Source organism: Curtobacterium sp. MCLR17_058 (assembly GCF_003234705.2).
Classification (GTDB): domain Bacteria; phylum Actinomycetota; class Actinomycetes; order Actinomycetales; family Microbacteriaceae; genus Curtobacterium; species Curtobacterium flaccumfaciens.
Genome location: NZ_CP126262.1, coordinates 568,785 through 589,901, shown reverse-complemented (window position 1 = coordinate 589,901; position 21,117 = coordinate 568,785). Strand labels below are relative to the sequence as shown.

Here is a 21,117-nt window from a genome sequence, read left to right as displayed (position 1 = left end):
AGTGTCCATGTCCCTCGACTCCGTTCAGCGTCCTGCTCGACGCAGGACGCCCAGCTTCTTGCCGGCGCGCTTCGGCGGGTGCGTCGACGTGGTCACGGTGTTGTCGTCCTCGTCGTGGCCGTAGCTGTAGCCGTAGCCGTAGCGGCCGTGTCCGTAGGCACCCGGACCCTTCAGCGGCATCTTCGTCAGGACGAAGCCGGAGACCGGGGCCCCCACGTTCTCGAGGGTGGCGACGGCCGCGGCGAGCTGGCCCTTCAGCGTCTGTCCCGAGGCGACCGCGACGATCGCACCGGAGGCCTTCTTGGCCAGGATCGCCGCGTCGGTGACGGGCAGCAGCGGCGGTGCGTCGAACAGGACGTAGTCGAACTGCTGCTCGAGCAGGTCGATCAGGTCCTGCATCGCGCGCGAGCCGAGCAGCTCGGACGGGTTCGGCGGGATCTGACCGGCGGGCAGGACGACGAGCTTGCCGCGGCCCCAGGGGTGGGCGACGTCCTCCAGGTCGGCACGGCCGATCAGCACGTCGGTCAGACCGGCGTTGCTCTCGACGTCCATGTACTCGGCGACGCGGGGGCGGCGCAGGTCGGCGTCGATCAGGATGACGCGGAACCCGGCGCTGTCCAGGGCGATCGCGAGGTTCGCGACGGTGGTGCTCTTGCCCTCGGACTGCATCGACGACGTCATGACGAAGGTGCGGGCACCGCTGCCGATGTCGAGGAACTGCAGGTTGGTGCGGAGCGTGCGGAACGACTCGGCACGGGGGCTGCGCGGGTCGACCTGCACGATGAGCGGGCGCTCGGCGGCCTTGGCGTCGAAGGCGATCCCGCCGACGACCGGCTTGTCGCTGATCTTCTCGACGTCGATCTCGGTGCGGATACGGTTGTCCAGGGTCTCGCGCAGCACGGCGATCCCGATGCCCAGGGCGAGCCCGACGAGCAGCCCGAGCGCCACGTTGACGGGCACGTTCGGGCTGACCGGGACGCTCGGCACGTCGGCCTGCTTCACGCGGGTGAGCTTGACCGTGCTCTTGCCGCTCGCGTCGGTGGCCTCGATGTCCTGCACGACGTTGGTCAGGCTCTGCGAGGTCGCGTTCGCGATGTCCGCGGCCTGCACCGGGTCGGTGCTCTCCACCGAGATCGCGATGAGGGTCGTGCTCGTCGGCGCCGTCGCCGACACCATCGTCGCGAGCTGGTCTGCGTTCATGTCGAGCTTGAGCGACGAGATGACCGGCAGCAGCACGATCGGCGTCGACACCAGGTTCGAGTACGTCAGCACCCGCTGCTGGGTGAACGTGTTGCCCTGGGCCAGATCACTCGCGCTGCCGGACGTCTCCGTGGAGACGAAGACCTGCGCCGATGCCGAGTAGACCGGCTTCTTCAGCAGGGAGAACCCTGCGGCTGCGGCCACTCCCACCAGGGCGAGCACGACGATGAGTACCCAACCCTTGCGGAGCACCGTGATGTAGTCGCGGAGTTCCACGCCTTTGCCTTCCCCGATCCGAACCGTCCCTGTGGTCCCGACACAGGCACGCCGGGGTACTCCCGGCGCACGGCATACAAATAGTGTCACAGGTTTGAGTCCTGCTCGGGGGAAGTCGCCATCCGCCGCGCGGTGTCCTCTACGGTGGCCCCATGCGCTCCGAGACGGCCCAGACCACCACCGAGCCCAGCGTGCGGCGACAGCGGGACCTCATCGTCATCCTCGTCGCGCTCGGCGTCGCCGTGATCCTGACCCGGATCGTCGGACAGGTCACCCGGACTGGGGGCATCCCCTCGCCGGTCCTGCAGGTGCTCGCCGCGGACGTAGCCGTGTGGGTGCCGCTCGTCGTCGCGGCAGCCGTGGTGCTCCGTCGGACCCCGCGATCGGCCATGGTGTCGCGGCTGCGACTCGACCTGGGGATCGTGGTCTTCGCGATCGGCATCGTGATCGTGTGCCGCGCGGTGGACGTCGTCATGTCACTCGCGTTCACGGGGACGACCGGGCTGGTGCCCGCGCCGTCCCTCGGCACGCCCGACGTCGGGCTGCTGCTCGTGTCGGCGATCGGCATCGTCGTCGTGAGCCCGATGCTCGAGGAAGTGGTGTTCCGCGGGCTGTTCCAGCGCCGGCTCGCCGCCGAGCTCACACCCCGCACCCGGTTCCTCGCGGTGCTGGTCACGGCGTTCCTGTTCGCGCTGCTCCACCTGCTGCTCGGTGCGGGTGGCACGTCGCTCGGCGGGTTCCAGGTGTTCGTGACCACGTTCCTGCTCGGCCTGCTCACCGGCACGCTCGTCGCGATGACCGACCGCATCGGCGGCGCGATCCTGGCGCACGTGCTGTTCAACGCGGTCGCGGTCGTCGCCACCTGGCCGCGCTGAGCGGCCAGGGCTGCGTCCCCAGATGGGGTCAGGGGCGGTCGCTCGGCAGCGCGGACCACTAGCCTGCACTGAGCATGACTCGCCCAACCAGCATCGTCGACAACCCTCTCGTCCGTCAGGCTCCGATCAGCGGCCTGTTGGCGCTGTCGGCGTTCCTGAGCGTCGTGATGCCGACGCTGGCGATCACCCAGCACCACCTGTTCGTCGCGAGCGTGGTCGGCGTGGTGGTCGCGACGCTGATGAGCGCGATCCCCACGCTCGTGCGGCGCGCAGCCTGGGTGGTGCCGGTCCTGCTCACCGTCGACTTCCTGACGATCGCACTGCTGCGTACCGGGACGGGCTCCGGCTCCTCGCTGTTCACGGCGATCGTGGTGCTCCCGGTGGTCTGGTGGGCGTCGCTCGAGGGCCGTCGCACCGTGCTCTTCGCGATCGCGGGCATCGTGGTCGTGATCCTCGCCCCCTACGTCCTGACCCCGTCCGACGCGCCCGGCGCGAGTGAACTCGTCCGTCTGGGCATCCTCGTCGTCGTGTTCGGCACCGTCGCCGTCGTCGTGCACGAGCTCTCCCGCCGCTCGCGCCTGAACCTGCGGTCGGCCGAGGCACGTGAGGGCAAGGTCCGCGCCGAGATCGACCGGGCGGCCGCCGTGCAGCGGTCCCTGCTCCCGACGACGACGGGCCGCATCACCGAGGACGTCGTCGTCGCCGGTGCCTGCCTGCCGGCCCGGAGCGTCGGTGGGGACTTCTTCGACTGGTACCCGACGCCGACCGGCGTGGCGGTGAGCCTCGGTGACGTCATGGGCAAGGGCGTCGGCGCGGGGCTGATCGCGGCCGCCGTGCGCGCGACCCTGCGCAGCGCCCGGACCGTCGAGGACCCCGGCGAGGCGCTGAAGCGGGCCTCCGACGGGCTGACCGCCGAGGGCGTCGGACCCGACCTCGCCTTCACCACGCTGTTCCACGCCCGGATCTCCGACGACGGCACCCTCCAGTGGGCCGACGCCGGGCACGGGCTGAGCTTCGTCCTGCGGGCCGACGGACACGTCGACCGACTGCGCTCCGGCGACATGCCGCTCGGCCTCGGCATCCGCGAGGAGTGGGCGACTTCCGACGGCACCCTCGAACCGGGCGACCTGCTCGTCTCGTTCAGCGACGGCGTGCTCGACCTGTACGACGACCTGGACGACACGATCGACTCCGTCGCAGCGATCGCCCGCGCCGTCCGCGACCCGCACGCGGTCGTCCTCGCGCTGTCGGCCCGCGCCGACGAGGTGCCGCACGACGACGACGTCACGGTGATCGCGATCCGCCGGCAGCCGGTCGAGGTGGACACCGAGCGACCGCTCGCGATGCACGCGGACTGACGGCGCGGAACGAGCGACCGGCGCACGGCGACCGGTGCGCAACGCACGTCCGTCTCGCAGAGATTGGTACGCGCCGCCGCTCGAACCCGAATCGTGCGGCGACGCGTGCAGACGATGAGCGTCTGCCCTCGGACGCCCTAGCGTCCTCGGTCTGTGGGGGCGGCCCGACGAGCCGCCCGGCGGGTCAACCGACCCGGGCGAGGTCCCAGACGGGCGGCACGTACGCGCGGGACCAGCCCTCGCGCAGGCGCGTCACGGCGCGGTCGAAGGCCTCGAGCAGGTCCATCTCCGGTCGCACCATGGACTGCAGCTGCAGTCCCTCGTAGGTCGCGAGCAGCTGCTCCGAGCCGCGGGCCGGTTCCATCGTGCTCGGCTCACGCCCGAGCAGGACGTCGCGCTCCAGGGCGTGCTGGACGAAGGCGTGGAAGCGTCGCCACCGGGCGTGCAGCATCGGCGCGAGCGGGTGCTCGGGCGATGCCGCGATGTTCAGCGTCGCCGTCAGGAACCGCATGAGCGACGGGTCGGCCACGTTCGCGGTGACGATCGCACGCAGGAACCGGATGGTGCCGTGCTGATCGGCCAGGGGCATGAGCGGCACGGTGCGGTCCTCGTTCCACCGGTCGATGGTCGCGAGCAGCAGGCCGTCCCAGCTCGGGAACGTGCGGCCGACGACGTCGGTGTCCACCCCGGCCGCAGCCGCGACGACCTCGGGGGTCACCTCGTGCAGCGGACGGGAACGCAGCGCCGTGATCATCCCGTGGATGACCTCACCCCGCAGGGCGGGGTCGTCGGGTGTGGTCACCGGCGGCGTTTCGATGTGCATGCATACACTGCACCAGCCCGACGCGACCGTGCACAGTCCCCCGAACGGGAACGTGCGTTCCCCGGACAGGGTCCGGCGTCGTGTAGCACAGGGAACGACCTGTCTGTCCGCGCAGCGCGAGCCGCCAGCGCCCCCAGACCTGGGGGACGATGACATGTCACGGAGCTTCTAGGGTGGGGAAGTTCGCACCCGAAACGAAAGCTCACGTTGCCTCACCACCAGCGCTCCTCCCGCCTGCCCTTCATCGCCGCAGCCGCATCCGTCGCCGTCTTCGCCGGCACCCTGCTCGCCACCGTCCCGAACACCGCGACCGCCGTGGAGGGAACCGGGACGATCGCCCCCGCCCCCGCGCCGACCGACGTTCCGGCACCGTCTCCGACCACGGAGCCGACGAGCCAGCCGAGCGAGCCCACGCCCGTTCCGACCAGCGCCCCGACGCCGAGCACCGCCCCGACGGCCACGCCGAAACCGGTGCCGACCCCGACGCCCGCGCCGACACCGAGCAAGCTGACGTTCACCTACGCCGGCGACTCGCTCACGGCCATGGACGCCTCGTGGATGCGGCAGATGAAGGACCCGACGATGGCCAACGTCGGAGGCACCTCGATCGGAGGAGCCACCTCGACGCGGATCCTCGAACGGAGCTCGGCACACGATGCCGACGTCCTCGTCGTGATGGCCGGCACGAACGACCTGCGCTACGGCTACAGCACGAAGTCGATCCTGAACAACATCGACAAGATCACGAAGAAGGTCGGCGCGCGCCACGTCGTCATCGCCGCGATCGCCCCGTCGAACATCACGAACTACAGCAAGAAGCACATCGACCGCCGCAAGCAGGGCGAGATCCTGAACCGCGACCTGCAGAACCACGCGCTCACCCGCGGCTGGATGTTCGTCGACCCGTGGGCAGCCGACCGCCGGCTCGACGGCGGCTGGCCGTCCTCGCGCACCTACGACGGCGTCCACCCGACGGTCGCGATGTCCAAGAAAGTGTCGGTCCGGATGCAGCAGGCGATCCACATCGCCGCCGAGGGTGCCAAGGGCGCAGCGGGCTAGCCCCGCGGTCGCGTCGTGAGCCATACTCGCCCCATGCAGTGGGGACGGATCGCACCGGTCGTGGCACTCGTCGTGGTGCTCGGCGGCACCCTCGCGGGCTGTGGCAGCGAGACGAGTGGCGACGCCAGCCCCACGGACCCGAGCACCCAGGCCGGGCCGCTGCACTCCGGGTTCTGCGCCGACTACGTCTCCCTGAAGACCCCGGCCGAACGCCGCGACGCCGCTGAACTCGTCGTCGACGCCGACGTCACCAAGACCGCCCGCACCGTGGAACCGCAGGGCATCTACGAGGTGTACGAGGCAACGATCACGGACGTCACGAAGGGCGACGCCGTCGCTCCCGGCGACACGATCCAGGTCATCAGCACGTCGGACCAGTGCGAGACGAGCGGCGAACCGGTCGAGTACTCCTCGGGCGACCCCCTCGCCGACGAGGGCGCCTTCCGCCTGTACCTCTCCCACGACGGAGACGACGACGTCTGGCAGCTCGTCGTCCCCGGCGCCACCGAGCCGCAGCCCGCCGGCTGACGCCGGAGCCCGCCGGCTGACACCTGGGCCGCTACGGCTGCTCCGGCACCGTCACGATCCGGTTCTGGTACGCCCACACCACGGCCTGCAGCCGCGACCGCACCCCGAGCTTCGGCAGCATCCGCGCCAGGTGCGACTTGACGGTCGAGACCTCGAGCACCAGGGCTGCGGCGATCTCCTCGTTCGACATCCCCTGCGCCAGCAGCAGGAGCACCTCGCGCTCACGGGCGGTCAGCACGCCGTCGGCCCGGTCGCCGGAGACCGGCTGCAGGCTCCGCCGCGACACGAACTCCCGCAGCACCCGCCGGGTCAGGGCCTGGTCGAGCGTGCCGTTGCCGGCGGCGACCTGCCGCACGGCGTCGACGATGGTGTCCGGCTCGGCGTCCTTGAGCAGGAACCCGGACGCACCGGCCTCGAGCGCCCCGAACACGTAGTCGTCCAGGTCGAACGTCGTCAGCATGAGCGCGGGGATCGCCGGATCGGCGTCCGGCGCGCAGAAGATCCGGGCGAGTTCGATGCCGTTCATCACCGGCATCCGGATGTCCAGGCAGGCGACGTCGGGTCGCGTCTCGCGCGCCAGCGCGAGCGCCTCGCCGCCGTCGGCGGCCACGCCGACCACCTCGATGTCCGGCTCCGCACCGAGGAGCGCGGACACCCCGGCGCGGACCAGGGGCTGGTCGTCCGCGACCAGCACGCGGATCACGCGACCACCCCGGGGCCGTCGGCGGCCTGCGCGGGTGCGGCGGGTGCCTCCCGGCCGAGCGCCAGCTCCACCAGCCATCCGCCGGTCGTGGTCGGGCCGGTCTGGAGGCGCGCCCCGACCAGGTCCGCCCGCTCGCGCATCCCCCGCAGGCCGTTGCCGCCCGAGGGAGAGGTCCCCGCTGCCGGCACGGCGGCCGGTGCGTTCTCCACCCGGATCACCACCCGGGTCGCGTCGCGGTCGTCGATGGTGACGGCGCACGGGGCGGACGGGGCGTGCAGGGCGGCGTTGGCCAGCGCCTCCTGGACGGTGCGGTAGGCGGCGAGCTGGGCGAGCGGGCCGACGCCGTCGGCCAGCGGGCGGTCCCCCGGCAGCACGTCGAGCCGGACGTCGCTGCGGAACCGGGCACGTTCGGCCAGGTCGACGATCCCGGCGACCGTCTCGACGGCACGCTCGGCAGGGGCGTCGTCGCGGAGCAGGCCGACCAGGCGGCGGAGGTCCTCGAGCACGGCGGTGCTCTGCTCGCGGACCTGGCGGGCGCCCTCGTGGGCGCGCTCCGGGTCCGCGTCGATCTGCCGGTCGATGACGGCGGCCATCAGTGCGATGCCGGACAGGTGGTGCGCGGCGATGTCGTGGAGCTCGCGGGCCATCGCGGCACGTTCGCGGGACACCGCGGCGTCGACCAGGGCGTCCTGCTCCCGGTTCACGGCGCTGGCCTCGGCGGTGCGGGCGACGCGGACCTCGCGGCGGGACTGCACGAGCAGGGTGACCAGCAGGGGCAGGCCGACCGCGCCGATCGCCTGCAGCACGCCCTGCCCGAGCGAGCCGGACACGGCGGCCGTCGTGTCACCGGCGACGGCGGCCAACACCGCGCTGCCGGCGGCGACCAGTGCGCCGGCGACCAGGAGCGTCGGCCACAGGCGGGCCAGCGGGACGCGGAGTGCGGCGAGGACGACGGCGACGACCACGGGCAGTGCGGTGAGGCCGAACAGGTCGGACGACTCCGAGGCGAGCGCCGCGACCACCACCGGCAGGGCGGCGACCGCGATCAGGACGGTGCGCGGTGCCCGACGGGCGGCGAGCAGGGCGGCCGACTGGGCCAGCAGGCCGAGGGCGAGCACGGTCCACGCCAGGGTGAACGGCGCGGGGACCCGCATCGCCAGGGCGGGGCCGTCCGGCTCGAGGGCGTCCAGGGGCGGCAGGCCGAGCAGCAGCCCGAGTGCGACGACGGCCGTGCCGAGGGCGACGACGACGTCGACGCGGCGGGCGCGCTGCTCGGGCTGGGCCGATCGCGCGGGCTGCGCTGCCGGCTCGCGCTGCGCTGCCGGCTCGGCCGGTGCGCGCAGCGCGTCGTGCTCAGCGGGTGCCATCGTTGGATCCTACGAGGCGGGCGTGGGTGGGGACCGGTGCGTCGAGGGGCAGGGCGCGTCGGGCGGGGTCGTAGCCCAGGCGGCCACGGGTCACGGCGAGCAGCACCACGGCGGCGATCGTCGACATGATCGTCAGGCCGATCATCAGCGTGCCGGCGGTCATGCTCGGGTACATCTCGGGGAACAGCGTCGAGATCGTGTTGTTCACGCCGACGTGCAGCAGCAGGGCCAGGGGCAGGCTCTCGCGGGTCTTGTTGAAGACCTGGATCATCACGACGTTGAAGGTGATGGTGAACAGGGCGAACACGACGGGCTCGCTCCAGTGCGCATTCGGCCACCCGCCCCAGTCGCTGAAGTACAGCGGCATGTGCCAGAGCGCCCAGATCGGACCGAGGATCGCTGCGGCGCCGAGGCCCCCGAAGCGGTGCTGCAGGCGCGGCAGGGCGAAGTCGCGCCAGCCGGGCTCCTCGCTCAGGCCGGTCGAGAACAGCTGGATGATCAGGCCGGGCACGAGCATGGCGAAGGCCAGGGCCGAGGGGGCACGCACGTCACCACCGGCGAACGGCAGCGCGGAGACGACGATCAGGGCCGGCACGACGACGAGCGCCAGCGCGTACCAGTACCAGGCGACCCGCCAGCGGAACAGCCGTCCCACCCAGCGGCGGAGCCCCGCGCGACCGTCGGCGACCGCGGTGACGATGAACGCGCTGCCCAACGGGCCGAGGAGCGCACCGGGCAGGACGCCCGTGAACTGTCCGCTGCCCAGGACCTCGGGGAAGTGGATGTCCCACACACCCATGCCGTGCGGGGACAGGATGTACGGCACCCACGCGAGCCAGCTCAGGCCGAGTGCCATGGTGAAGAAGGACACGAGCGGGTGCCGGGCGATGAGGCCGCGGACACCCCCTCGGTCGCGGGCTGCGGTGCCGGCGGTGGGCCGGACTTCGGTGGTGTTCGTCATGCACACGACGCTAGGAAACCGGGCGCTCGGGGACGACCGGCTTCGGGATGCACCTGCGGGAGTTCCATCGAAGGATGCAAGTGCGCTGCGGGTGGGTTCGGCACTCCTGAACACGCCGTCGTCATCGCTCGACGACGGCGTCTTCCGAACCGACTCGGCCCGCAGGACCCCGACGTCTCGCGGGTCCGGTCAGGTACCGCGCTGTGCGGCCACGTGGGCCAGGACGACGGGGTCCTCGCAGCCGCGGGCGAACCCCAGGATGCGCCGGTCGATGTCCCGCTGCAGCACCAGCACGCCGATGCGCTCGGCGATCGGCGCGAGCCACTTCGGCCGGCAGGTGAAGTTGTAGCGCCAGACCGCGAGTGTGTGCCCGGGGTGCCCCTCAGCCGCCTGGAAGCGCCATCCTCCGCCCATCCGCTCGAAGAACCACGAGCCCTTCGTCATCTTCATCCCCACGTTCGAGGGCGGGTGGTACGAGACGTACTCGCTCTCCATCGCCAACCCGAACCGTTGCACCGTGTACGTCCGGACGCCCTTCGCCGGCACGGTCGCACCGTCCATCAGGTGCTGGCGGCGGATGAAGGGGTCCCACCGCTTCCGGATCGCTCCCTGTGTCTGCGAGACGGCGAACGCCACGTCGGGCTCGACCGGGATGACGCAGCGGGACTCGACGACGGGCATGAGTCATCCTCGCACGTGGCGGTCGCGCGGGCCTCCCCATCGCGGACGTCAGGCCCGGTGCCGACCGGCACCGGGCCTGACGTCCGCGATCCCGCGGGCCTGCGGTCAGCGCACGCGCCGTCGACGCCGCAGCGCCACCATCGCGGTACCCGCACCGAGCAGGAGCACCGCCGCGATGAGGCCCGGCAGGAGCGAGGCACCGGTGAACGCGAGGTCTCCGCTGCCCGTCCCGATGCCGCTCGTACCGCTCGTACCGGCCGGGCTCGTGCCGTCCGGCGTCAGGGCACCGGGAGCCGCTTCGTTGCCCGGGCCTCCGGCTGCGCTGCCGCCGCCCTGCCCGCCATTCCCGCCGTTCGCGGGCGGATCGACCTTTGCCGTGGTGACCACCGCTGCCGACACGTCGGCTGCCAACCCGGCGGGATCGCTCAGGTGCAGCGCGGTGACGGTCCGGTCCCGCCCGCGGGTCCGCTGCTCGTTGAGCACGACCTTCCCCAGCCCGCCGGGCAGGGCGATCCGGGTGTTCGCCCGGATCGTGCCCGCCGGGATGGTGGTGCCCGCGATCCGCCCACCCGCGGTCGTCACGGTGGCACCGCCGTGGGTCACCCGGACACGGACGTCACGGAGCTCGCCGGCGATGCTCGTGCCCGGGTAGAGGACGACCCGTTCGAGTCGGACCTCGCCGCGGTCAGTCGCCGACCGCACCGTGACCCCGTCGACACGCAGCTGTCCGGTGGCGCCGTCCCCGACCTGGTCCGCCCGCTCGGTCACGGTGGTGCCGTCGGCGGCGGGCGCAGCGACGGGTTGCGCCGGGACGTCGCTCGGTCCGGATGCCCGGAGCCCGAAGGCATGCCAGCGTGCGATGGCCGGGTCGTGCGGCTCCGGTGTCGGCGTGGTGCCGCCCCCGCCCGGGGTCGGGTCCGGGGCGGGCTGCGCCGCCGCCAACGTCACCTGGCCGAGCAGTACGTCGGGGTGCGTCCCGGTCAGGTCCTCGTAGCGGAGCGCCGTGAGCGTGACGGTCCCGTCCGGGTTCTCGGTCCGTTCGCCGAGGTGGACGCGGACCCGTTCGGTCCCGTCCGGGGCGAGCCCCGTGTACAGGTCGGTGGCGGTGTTGATCCACACCCCGTTCACGAACACGGCGTTCGACTCGTCGTCGAAGGAGACCGTCATCGTGCCGGCCGCCGTCACCTCGGCGTGCAATCCGTTCACGCGGAGTGCCGGCCAGCGGTAGGCGGCGACGGGGTCGGTGGCCTCGTCCGGGATCTGCTCGAAGTGCCCGACCGAGATGGTCGCGGTGTCGCCGTCGTCCCCGATCGCCGCCGTGACGTCGGTTGCCCGGGCGGGGTAGTCGGCGATCGCGTCGATGCGGGCGGCGGAACGGTGTTCCCCGGCACTGGTGACCCGGGGCTGCGGGGCGACCAGCGCCGTACCGTCCGTCCCCCGGACGCCCACCCCGAAGGCGGCGGTGACCCGAGCGTCCGTCGGGCTGCTCGCCCTCGCCGGGATCGTGACGGCGCCGAGCCGCACGTCTGGGTGCGCCCCCGTCAGGTCGCGGTAGTGCAGCGCGGTCAGGGTCGTGCTGCCGTCCGCGTGCACCGTGCGCTCCCCGAAGGCCACGCTGACCCGCTCCTTGCCGTCAGCGTCGACGCCGGTGTACAGGTCGGTGGCGGTGTTGATCCACACCCCGTTGACGAACACCGCGTTCGACTCGTTCGCGAAGTCCACGGTCATCGTCCCCTCTGGCGTGAGGTGGGCGTCGAGGCCGTACACGCGCAGCGCTGGCCAGCGGTACTCCGCGACCGGGTCCGAGGCGCGGTCGGGGATCTGCTCGAACGAGTCGAGGTGCACGTCCGATGTACCGTCCGCCGCGGTCGAGACGGTGACCCCACGTGCGGTCGACGGGGAACCGTCGGCAGCGTCGACCCGGTCGGCGGTGCGCTTCGCGACGCCGGTCACCGTGGGCTGCCCGTCGATGAGCACGGTTCCGTCCGGGGCAGTCACCTGCACACCGCTGACGCTCCGGGTGGCCAGGGCGTCGCCGTGGGCCGGGGTCGGCTGCGGCGCGGGATCAGGCGTCGGAGCCGGGGTCGGGGTGGGCGTCGGCGTCGGCGTCGGCGTCGGGGTGGGTGCCGGCCAGCGGTCACCCGCCGCGCAGGAGACCGATCCGGCACGGACGCGCCAGATCTCGGAGGCACCGGCTTCGGCGTCGATGCGGAGCGCGACCGTCGTCGTGGTGCCGTCGGCGGCCGTCGTGGTGCTGCCGACGACGACCTTGGTGGCGCCGTAACGGGACTCCGGCAGGTCGCGGCTCCACCCGGGCGTCGCGGTGGCCTCGGTGGTGACGTCGTCGCCGTCGATGGTCAGGCGGTCGAACGACACCGCGGGGGTACCGCCGGGAGTGCACGCGGCGCGGAGTCCGGTGAACACGACGGGGGGACGATCGCGCAGGGTGAACTCCCCGCTCGCGATCGTCGAGGTCGCCCCGTCCGGGCCGGCTTCCGAGCGCAGACCGCTCGTGCGGGTGGTGTTGAGCTTCAGGACGTCCTGCGTCGTGTCGACCCGGGCCACCGTCGGGTCGCCCGAGTCCCAGCGCACGGCCGGGGTCGGTGCGGTGAGCGTGCCACCGTCGATGTCGGTGAGTTCGACGCCCGACGCGGCGGCGAGGGTGGTGCCGTCGGCCGCGGTGTCCGCGCTGGCCGGCAGCGCGAGCATGGGCGCCACGAGGCCGATGCCGAGCAGCGCCGAGGCCGCGAGCGCGATGACGGAACTGGTGCGTGGACGATCGGTCATCGGCGGGCCTCCTCGGCGAACGCGGTGAAGAAGGCGCGGCCGGCGGGGACGCCGACCCCGGTCACGTCGTCCCAGCCGGGTGCGGACCGGAGTCCCTGCCGACCGGTGTCCCAGAGGAACAGGGTCTCGGGCCACAGCGCTCCGGCATCGGGCCCGCGCGGCGACCAGGTGGCAGCGGAAGCGGGGCGGACGTCGCGGACGGCGTCGGTCCCGAGCATCTCGTAGAGCATCGGCGTGACGAGCCCGATCCGGACCCCCGTGGCGGCCTTGGCCATGGCGACCATCGAGGCGACCATCGGGGTCGCCAGACTCGTGCCGCCGTGCGTGACGTAGCCGGTCACGCCCTTGTGTGGCCCGTACACGACGAAGCCGGTGTTGGGGTCGCCGATCGACGCGACGTCGGGGACGAGTCGCCCGGTCCCCGGTTCGTCGAGCAGCTGGCGCTGCCACGTCGGTCGGTCGTAGACGTCGGACTCGCCGCCGCCTGCGCCGTACGCGAAGCCCGGCGGGATGAGGGCACCGTTGCGCGCGAAGCGGGTCTCGGTCTCCCAACCAGCCTCGACCGCGACGGAACCGTCACGGGCGAGCCCGGTGCTGGTCGCTCCGACCGCGGTCACGTACGGGCTGGACGCCGGCGACGACACGTCGGGGCCGGAGTCGTGGTCACCGACGGCGCTGTTGTCGCCGTCGTTGCCGGAGGACGCGAACACCGAGATGCCCCGGGCCCCCGCCTCGACGAGCACCCGGTTCAGCAGCGTCCGGTCGTCCGCGGTGTCCAGGTCCTCGGTGGACCCGAACGACAGGCTGATGACGTCCGCACTGCCGTGTTCGACGACGTCGAGGATCCGCGAGAACAACGAGGTGGTGCTGCAGTCGTCGGCACCCCAGTACTCGATGTCGGCGTCGGGGGCCATCGCGTGCACCGCCTGCACGTCGAGGTGCTGCTCCTCTGTCCAGCTCTGCGGCCCGCCGCAGCGGGAGGTGTCCGGCGACGCCGGAGCGTGGTGCTGGTACTGCCCCGAGCGGAACGGCTGGGCGCCCGCCGCCCGGAAGTAGGTGTCCGTGTTCGCTTCGACGTCGGGGTCGTCGTAGGCGGCGACGATCGCGATGGTCGCGCCGCGTCCGGTGTACCCGGCCGGCACGTCGTGGACCTCGCGCAACTGGGCCGGCTGGTACCCGCACAGCGCGTTCGATCGGTGCGTGACCGGCACCGATGCGGGCCAGTCCGTCGTGAGGCGCTCGCCCCACCATGCTGCGCACTGTCCGTCGTCGGCCAGGACCGGCGGTCGCGGGACGGTCTCACCCGGTGCCGGGGTGGGTGCCACCGCTGCTGCAGTGGTCGTCTCGGTCGGTCGGACGGCGTCGGAGTCAACGGCTCCGGACACGCCGACGACGGCGGTCAGCCCGCGTGGCACGGCGAGGGCGCGGACCGGTGCCACGGCGCTCTGTCCGGCGACGCCCCACCGCACGAAGGAGGTGTGGAAGGCGTCCGCGATGCGCGCGGCCGTCCCGCGAACGGGCAGGGATGCGATCGAGCGCTCGACGGGGCCTACGTGGAGCCCGGCACCGCGCAACCAGGTCGCCACGGCCGGGGCGCGGTCGAGGTGCACGGGGTCGAGGAGGACGGTGAGGGACAACTCGTCGGCGGTCACCGGGTCGCCGCGCTCCGCGTGTGCGGTCCAGGCGGGGACGGAGTCCGCGAGCGGTCGGTCGGGCGAGGGCGGTGCGGGGCGCACGAGGAGCGCGCCTGGGATGATCACGGCGAGCGCGAGCGCACCGATGAGGAAGCGTGGACGCATGGGTTCCTGGTCTGCTGAGAGGCGGGGACGCAGCGCTGCGCGCTGCCACAGCGACTTTACATGCAACTGAGAATCGTTATCACTCGCAGGACACGAGCAGTCCAGACAAACGGGAGGCCCGGTGTCAGCTGACACCGGGCCTCCTGTCCGTCAGGGGGTCAGACCACGGCGCGCAATGCGTCCGCGATGCCCGTCAGGGCCACGTCGACCTCGTCGGCCACGCGCTGGTGCGTCGCCGTCGAGCGACGGTAGGGGTCGTCCACGTCGTCGTCGGCCGGGTCCGCGGGCGGCGAGACCGTGCCGCGCAGCCGGGCGACGCGCTCCACGAGCTCCTGCGGGGTCGTCACGTCGGCCAGGTCACCGGGCTCGAGGCCGGCGAGCACCCGCGCGAACTGCTTGATCGTGAACGTCCGCTTGGAGGCCCGGGGCGCCAGGGAGACGGCGGCTGCACGGTGCGATCGCTCGGCGGTCAGCACCAGGTCGGCGCTCGCGACGATCTCGGCCGTCAGGTACCGCGACCGGTGGGCCGACGGGTCGCCCCCGAGCCGGACGGACTGCTCCGCCGCGGCGGCGTCCATCGCGGCGCCGTCGTCGGCGATGGTGCCGGCCGACTCGACCACGAACGCGGGGGCGTCCGGGCCGAGTCGTGCCGTCAGGACCTGCGCGCCGAGCGGCGACCGGCAGATGTTGCCGCTGCAGACGAACAGGATCCGCATCGTCACGCTGCGTCGGTGCGTTCGCCGGCGCGCTGGTCGGCACGCTCGTCGTCGCCGAGCAGGTCGTGCCGCACGACGATGGCGTCACGGCCGGGGCCGACACCGATCGCGGAGATCCGTGCGCCGGACATCGCCTCGATCGCCAGGACGTAGTCCTGGGCGTTCTTCGGCAGGTCATCGAAGGTGCGGGCTCCAGTGATGTCCTCGGTCCAGCCGGGGAACTCCTGGTACACCGGCTTCGCGTGGTGGAAGTCGGACTGGTTGACCGGGACCTCGTCGACGCGGACGCCGTCGACCTCGTACGCGACGCACACCGGGATCGTCTCGAGCCCGGTCAGGACGTCGAGCTTGGTGAGCACGAAGTCGGTCACACCGTTGATGCGTGCCGTGTAGCGGGCGATCGGGGCGTCGTACCAGCCACAGCGGCGCGGGCGGCCGGTGGTGGTGCCGAACTCGAAGCCGTTGGCACGAAGGAACTCGCCCGACTCGTCGAACAGCTCGGTCGGGAACGGACCGGCGCCGACGCGGGTCGTGTACGCCTTGACGATGCCGATGATCCGCTCGAGCTTGCCCGGGCCGATGCCCGAACCGGTCGCGGCGCCACCGGCGGTCGCGGACGACGAGGTGACGAACGGGTAGGTGCCGTGGTCGACGTCGAGCATCGTGGCCTGGCCGGCTTCGAACAGGACCGTCTCGCCGCGCTCGAGCGCGCGGTGGATCTCGAGGGCGGTGTCGGCGACCATCGGGCGCAGGCGCTCGGCGAAGGACAGCAGCGATTCGACGACTTCTTCCGGGTCGATCGCACGGCGGTTGAAGACCTTGACCAGCAGGTGGTTCTTCTGGTCGAGGGCGGCTTCGACCTTCTGCCGCAGGATGTTCTCGTCGAAGATGTCCTGGATCCGGATCCCGACGCGGTTGATCTTGTCGGCGTAGGTCGGGCCGATGCCGCGACCGGTGGTGCCGATCTGGCGCTTGCCCAGGAACCGCTCGGTCACCTTGTCGACGGTGCGGTGGTAGTGCGTGATGACGTGGGCGTTGGCCGACACGAGCAGCTTCGAGACGTCGACGCCGCGGGCGCGCAGGGCGTCGAGCTCCTGGAACAGCACCTCGAGGTCGACGACGACGCCGTTGCCGATGATCGGGGTCACGCCGGGCGTCAGGATGCCGGAGGGCAGCAGGTGCAGGGCGTACTTCTCGCCGCCGACGACGACGGTGTGGCCGGCGTTGTTGCCGCCGTTGAACTTCACGACGTAGTCGATGCGGGAGCCGAGGAGGTCGGTGGCCTTCCCCTTGCCCTCGTCGCCCCACTGGGCTCCGATGATGACTGCTGCGGGCATCTGGTTCTCCTCACGTTGGCGGAGGACCGCACACGGCCGTCCGGGCCGGTGGTCCACCCGAGTCTATCGGCTGGTCACCTGCGCGTCACCCGCTGTGACGTCCTGTGGACGGCGGGTCGCTTGTCCACATGGAGCGCACCTGGATGTCCGTCCGGATCGGTCGGAGCACGGTCGGACGCGTCCAGATCCACGACGCGAAAGGAGCACGACATGAGCGGCATCGGAGACAAGGCGAAGGACTTCACCGACAGCGACAAGGGCGAGCAGGCAACGGACGCCGGCCTCGACAAGGCCGGCGACGCGGCCGACAAGGCGACCGGCGGCGGACACGGCGACCAGATCGGCAAGGCCGAGGACGCGGCCGACGGCAAGATCGGCAAGTGACGTCCGAGACGTCACCGACGTATAGACGGGAGGCGCGGTGCCAGCTGGCACCGCGCCTCCCGTCTGTCTGCCGGTGCGTCCCGAGCCACCCGGCCGACCCCGGATCAGCTCCGGAAGAAGTCCTGGTACGACGGGTCACCGACGGGCTGGGAGTGCCCCGGCTCGGCCAGGCGCTGCTCGATCATGGCCTGGATGACGTCCGGCGGGGTGAGTCCACGACGGCGCCACTCGACCGGGTTGGACCGGAGCTGGTTCAGCGTGTTCTGCATGGGACAAACAGTGGCACCACTTCACTAGTTTGTCTAACTACCTGTCCCGAACACGCATTCGCGGGGTGGGATGCCCCGCGCTTGGTGAGCAGAAGAGGTCGGATCCCCACTCGGGACCCGACCTCTTCTGCTCACCATGTGGCGCGTGAACCGCGCGCGCACCCTGTCCTAGCGGCGCGTGACCTTCGCGGTCGCCCCGGACTTGGCCGTGCCGTCCTTGTACCCGGAGGCGTGGGCCGTCACCTGCACGCTGATGCGGTGCCCGACGTCGGACGAGCCGAGCTTGTACTTGGTACCCGTTGCCGACTTGACGACCTTGCCGTCACGCAGCCACTGGTACTTGTAGGTCGCCTTCGTCGTGCTCCACGTACCGTGCTTCGCGGTGAGGGTCGAGCCGACCTTCGCCGACCCGCTCACCGTGACCTTGCTCCCCTTCGCCAGCGCGAGCTTCGGCGGGACCACGTTGATCGTCGACGTGTCGGCCTGCTTGCCCGCCGCGTTGTCGAGGTGGAGCAGCAGCACCGTCGCCTTGGTGACACCCGAGGCACGGGTGACCGTGAGCGAGTCGGCGTCGGCGAACAGCACGCCGGAGGTGCCGTCCTGCGAGAACGACAGCTTCGGCTTCGACGGGTCGAACGTGGCCGTCTTCGTCTCGTCCACGACCGAGGAACCGCTGGTGGCAGCACCCGGGGCGTAGGCCGACTCCGTCAGCACCGTGTAGTCGAACTTCTTCGACGAACCGATGGCCTTCGCAGCGACGGTCAGCACCTTCACGGAGCTGTCGAAGGTGTTCACGTCCTGTCCGGGCGCACCGCCGTTGAGCGGCTGGACGTCGACGACGGGGTCGACGTCCGGGTCGTCCAGGGCGGCCTTCGCCAAGTCGACCGTCGTGGCGAACGTGGCGTCCACGGCAGCCGACTTCGCGTTGTACACCAGGAAGTCGGGCTCGCCGTCACGGTCCGTGTCGATGAGGACCTCGACGTTGGTCACGGCGCCCGGGTTCGCGTCCGGACCGGCGGTCTGCACGCCGAACGCCAGGGTTCCCGACGCCTTGTCGTACGACGCACCGTAGGAACGGACGTCGGCCGCCTGCAGCGAACGCGTCGCCGAACCCTCGGGGAACGCCTCGGCCGGGTCGGTGCCGCCGAGCACGAACGGAGCGACGGCGGCGTGGTAGCCGGTCGTCAGTCCACCCTGGTCGAGCGTGCGGCCCTTGAGCGTCAGCTCGGCCGACTTACCCGGTCCCGTGAACGAGATCGTGGTCCGTGCCCGCACCGCGCTGACGGGCTTCGGGGCCACGTAGGCCCCGAGGCGCATCGGGTTGAGCGAGCTGTCGGTCGGCGCGAACGCCACGATGCCGGAAGCGGCGGCCACGAACTCGCGCTGGTAGCCCTGCTGGACGGCCTCCTGGGTCGGGTCGATGACCCGGCGGAGCTTCGTCGCGTCGGCGACCGAGAACGTCAGCGTGACCGACGCGGTGCCGTTGGCGGGCACCGTGACCTGCTTCGAGCTGAGCGCGAAGGTCACACCCGGCTGCGACACCTGCGGCTGGTACGACACGTTGTACGTGTGCGCCGTGCTGTCGGTGTTGTCGATCTGCAGGGTGCGGGTCTCGCTCGTCCCGCTCGCGACCTCGACGACGCCGAACGACGCGGTGACGAGCTGGTCGTTCTCGGCGCTGCGGACCGTGGTGCCGGCGGTGACCGCCTGCAGTGCGTCCACGCGACCGGTGCCCTGGCGGAGCAGGGTGGCCGAACGGTTGCCGTCCTTTACGTCGTGCGTCGCCGTGTTCATCAGGGCCGCCTTGACCTGCGGGGCGGACCAGGTCGGGTGCGACTGGAACGTCAGCGCCGCGATGCCCGCGACGTCCGGCGTGGCCATGGAGGTACCGCTCATCGACATGCGGCCGTCACCGGTGCCGTTGGCCGCCGAGATCACGTTGACCCCGGGGCCGGCGATGTCCGGCTTGACGATGTCGTCGAACGATCCGTGCACACCACGGCTGGTGAACGACGCGAGCGTGTTCACGGCGTCCGCCTCGATGGCGACCTCGAAGCCCTTGAGCTCGTCCGCGAAGCGCACGTGCAGGGTCCCCGCCTTGGCGGTGGCCTGGAGGCTCGCCACGCTCTTCGCAGTCAGCTCGGCACCCGGGATGGTCGCGTTGCCACCGATGCCGGATTCGAACGTGTCGAGCGTGCCCGCCAGCAGGACGCCGACGCCGCCAGCGGCCTCGACGTTGTTGAAGCGCACGAGGGAACCGCACTCGAGCGCGGCGTCCGTCCACTTCAGCCAGACGACCTTGCCCTTGATCTTCGCGGCGTCGGCGGCGCTGAACGCGGCACAGCCGTCGATGTTCGCGGTCGGGACGACGACGTCGCCCTCGACGGGCAGGGTGCCCTTGAAGTTCGACGAGTACTGCGAGCGGTAGGTCTTCGCGACGTCGGCCGGTGCGGTGACCTGGACGCCGTCGTACAGCGACTGGCCGGTGGCGCTCGCGGCGACGGTGAGCGCACCCTCGGCGTTGCCCGGCGAGCCACCGATGTCGGTGAAGTCGTCGGCGTTGCCCGAGGCGATCACGGGGAGCACGCCGCGCGCGGTCAGTGCGTCGATCTTGGCGTTGTCGGGGTCGTCCGGCGCGCCGTAGTCGGAGCCGAGCGACAGGTTCAGGACGTTGATGTCCTTGCCCTCGGTGAGCGCCTGGCCCACCCAGTCGAGCGCGGCACCGGTGACGTCGGTCGAGCCACCGTTGTCACCGAAGACCTTCAGGGCGTACAGGCCGGCCTCGGGCGCGGTGCCCGGACCGATCCACATGTCCTGCACCTGCTGCGTGGTGAGCTTGGTGTAGTCGCCGTCGAACTGCTGCTTGTCGGCGGTCAGGCCGTAGCCGGCGATCGAGCCGGACACGTGCGTGCCGTGGTCGCCGCCCTTGCCGTCGATCGGGTTGTCGTCGGGAGCCGGCACCGGGTCGTAGGCGTCCGGGTCCGTCGGGTCGGCGTTGTAGGTCGCACCGGCGAAGTCGTACCCGCCCAGGAACTTCGACGCGTCGTACAGGCTGGGGTCCGGGGCGCCGCTGCTCGCGTTCGCCAGGGCCTGCTGGTACGCCTCGGTGGTGCCGGGGCCACCGAAGTCGGCCTGCGTGTAGTCGAGACCGGTGTCGAGGACGGCGACGTTGACGTCCTTGCCGGTGTGGCCGGTCTGCTGCCAGGCGTTGAGCGAGCGCGTGTAGACGTCGCTCGCGGCGTTCTTCGGCGCGACGCCGTCGGCACCGGGCTGCACCAGGCTGGGGTCGACACCCGAGGGAGCGGCGTCGGCGTTCTCGTTGACCGTCGGCTCGACGATCTTCTTCGGCGTGAGCGGGATGATGCTCTCGACGTCGGAGCGCTCCGCGATCTTCCGGAACGCGTCGACGTCGGCGACGACCGCGACGCCGGGGACGGTGTACTCGGTCGAGTAGAGCTCGGTCGCGTCGGCGTCGGCGCGCTTGACGGCCGACCGCACCGCGGCGACGGTCGACTGGATCGCCTCGACGCGGTCCTTGGCCGCGGAGGACTGGGTCCGCGACTTCGTCAGGTCCCCGCCCTTCGCCTTGGCGTCCACTTCGAGGGCACCCTGGCCGGTCGTGCGCACGAACGCGGCGACGGTCTTCGTCGGCTTGGCGTCGCGGAGCGGGGCGGAGAGCTTGAGGTCGGCCACCGAGATCCCGGCCGGAGCTGCGGAGGCCGCGCCCCCGACTGCGAGACCGCCACACGCGAGGGCCGCGACGGCGATGCCGGCGGTCAGGACGCGGGTGAAGCGATGGGGGGTTGGGTTCGGGTCGGTGTTCGGTGTTGCACGGTTCAAAGAGGGCACTCCTGGCTCAGTCCGTGGTTCGCATGAGATTCCTGTGAAGCTATGCGTTCGTTCTCAGGGAAGACAGTCCGCACTTTGGGGGACTCCCCTCGTCCGCGGGACGGAACCTGTTAAGTTGCACACCCGTGTGCACGTTATTACGATG

The 21,117-nt window shown here is 71.6% G+C and carries 17 protein-coding genes; 5 read left to right on the top strand and 12 right to left on the bottom strand.

All coding sequences use genetic code 11. The features are described from left to right. Window positions 1-24: 24 nt before the first annotated feature. Window positions 25-1,476: a tyrosine-protein kinase domain-containing protein gene (locus DEJ11_RS02880; protein ID WP_111103868.1), complete on the bottom strand. Its 1,452-nt coding sequence runs from the start codon at window positions 1,474-1,476 to the stop codon at window positions 25-27. A 152-nt stretch (window positions 1,477-1,628) separates the two neighbouring features. On the opposite strand from DEJ11_RS02880, the gene DEJ11_RS02875 reads away from it, so the two are divergent. Both DEJ11_RS02875 and DEJ11_RS02870 read left to right on the top strand, forming a co-directional pair. Further along, complete coding sequence (locus DEJ11_RS02875) at window positions 1,629-2,351, top strand: CPBP family glutamic-type intramembrane protease (RefSeq protein WP_111046636.1); 723 nt, start codon at window positions 1,629-1,631, stop codon at window positions 2,349-2,351. Between the two features lie 74 nt (window positions 2,352-2,425). After that, entirely contained in the window at window positions 2,426-3,709 is a 1,284-nt protein-coding gene (locus DEJ11_RS02870; RefSeq protein ID WP_146250069.1) for a PP2C family protein-serine/threonine phosphatase, read from the top strand. Window positions 3,710-3,893: 184 nt separating this feature from the next. Here DEJ11_RS02870 and DEJ11_RS02865 read toward each other — a convergent pair whose 3' ends face one another. Beyond that, entirely contained in the window at window positions 3,894-4,532 is a 639-nt protein-coding gene (locus tag DEJ11_RS02865) for a TetR/AcrR family transcriptional regulator (protein ID WP_111103872.1), read from the bottom strand. Between the two features lie 207 nt (window positions 4,533-4,739). On the opposite strand from DEJ11_RS02865, the gene DEJ11_RS02860 reads away from it, so the two are divergent. Both DEJ11_RS02860 and DEJ11_RS02855 read left to right on the top strand, forming a co-directional pair. Beyond that, window positions 4,740-5,591: a GDSL-type esterase/lipase family protein gene (locus DEJ11_RS02860; RefSeq protein WP_111103874.1), complete on the top strand. Its 852-nt coding sequence runs from the start codon at window positions 4,740-4,742 to the stop codon at window positions 5,589-5,591. Between the two features lie 33 nt (window positions 5,592-5,624). Next, window positions 5,625-6,119, top strand: coding sequence for a hypothetical protein (locus DEJ11_RS02855; protein ID WP_111103876.1), 495 nt, complete (start codon window positions 5,625-5,627; stop codon window positions 6,117-6,119). 31 nt (window positions 6,120-6,150) lie between these two features. Here DEJ11_RS02855 and DEJ11_RS02850 read toward each other — a convergent pair whose 3' ends face one another. From DEJ11_RS02850 to DEJ11_RS02815, 8 genes are all read right to left on the bottom strand, one after another. Then, window positions 6,151-6,822: a response regulator gene (locus DEJ11_RS02850; protein ID WP_110892023.1), complete on the bottom strand. Its 672-nt coding sequence runs from the start codon at window positions 6,820-6,822 to the stop codon at window positions 6,151-6,153. Next, a complete protein-coding gene (locus DEJ11_RS02845; RefSeq protein WP_111103878.1) occupies window positions 6,819-8,189 on the bottom strand; it encodes a sensor histidine kinase in 1,371 nt (456 codons plus the stop codon). The genes DEJ11_RS02850 and DEJ11_RS02845 overlap by 4 nt, the downstream gene beginning before the upstream one ends. Next, window positions 8,176-9,150 (bottom strand): CPBP family intramembrane glutamic endopeptidase, encoded by a 975-nt coding sequence (locus DEJ11_RS02840; protein WP_111103880.1) that lies wholly within the window; start codon window positions 9,148-9,150, stop codon window positions 8,176-8,178. Before DEJ11_RS02840 ends, DEJ11_RS02845 begins: the two co-directional genes overlap by 14 nt. Window positions 9,151-9,339: 189 nt before the next feature. Continuing rightward, complete coding sequence (locus DEJ11_RS02835) at window positions 9,340-9,831, bottom strand: SRPBCC family protein (RefSeq protein WP_111103882.1); 492 nt, start codon at window positions 9,829-9,831, stop codon at window positions 9,340-9,342. A gap of 105 nt (window positions 9,832-9,936) precedes the next feature. Further along, window positions 9,937-12,618 carry a hypothetical protein gene (locus DEJ11_RS02830; protein WP_284176663.1) on the bottom strand — a complete coding sequence of 894 codons (2,682 nt, stop codon included), beginning with the start codon at window positions 12,616-12,618 and terminating at the stop codon, window positions 9,937-9,939. Continuing rightward, a complete protein-coding gene (locus DEJ11_RS02825) occupies window positions 12,615-14,417 on the bottom strand; it encodes a S53 family peptidase (protein ID WP_111104165.1) in 1,803 nt (600 codons plus the stop codon). Before DEJ11_RS02825 ends, DEJ11_RS02830 begins: the two co-directional genes overlap by 4 nt. A gap of 158 nt (window positions 14,418-14,575) precedes the next feature. After that, entirely contained in the window at window positions 14,576-15,133 is a 558-nt protein-coding gene (locus DEJ11_RS02820; protein ID WP_258375472.1) for an arsenate reductase/protein-tyrosine-phosphatase family protein, read from the bottom strand. Window positions 15,134-15,135: 2 nt separating this feature from the next. Beyond that, a complete protein-coding gene (locus tag DEJ11_RS02815; protein ID WP_017886319.1) occupies window positions 15,136-16,470 on the bottom strand; it encodes an adenylosuccinate synthase in 1,335 nt (444 codons plus the stop codon). Window positions 16,471-16,680: 210 nt separating this feature from the next. Here DEJ11_RS02815 and DEJ11_RS02810 point away from each other — a divergent pair, with 210 nt between their 5' ends. Continuing rightward, window positions 16,681-16,854 (top strand): antitoxin, encoded by a 174-nt coding sequence (locus tag DEJ11_RS02810; protein ID WP_111104161.1) that lies wholly within the window; start codon window positions 16,681-16,683, stop codon window positions 16,852-16,854. 104 nt (window positions 16,855-16,958) lie between these two features. On the opposite strand, the gene DEJ11_RS02805 is transcribed toward DEJ11_RS02810, so the two are convergent. Continuing rightward, window positions 16,959-17,123: a hypothetical protein gene (locus DEJ11_RS02805; RefSeq protein WP_155896763.1), complete on the bottom strand. Its 165-nt coding sequence runs from the start codon at window positions 17,121-17,123 to the stop codon at window positions 16,959-16,961. Between the two features lie 168 nt (window positions 17,124-17,291). Further along, a complete protein-coding gene (locus tag DEJ11_RS02800; protein WP_111104159.1) occupies window positions 17,292-20,963 on the bottom strand; it encodes a S8 family peptidase in 3,672 nt (1,223 codons plus the stop codon). Between the last annotated feature and the right edge of the window lie 154 nt (window positions 20,964-21,117).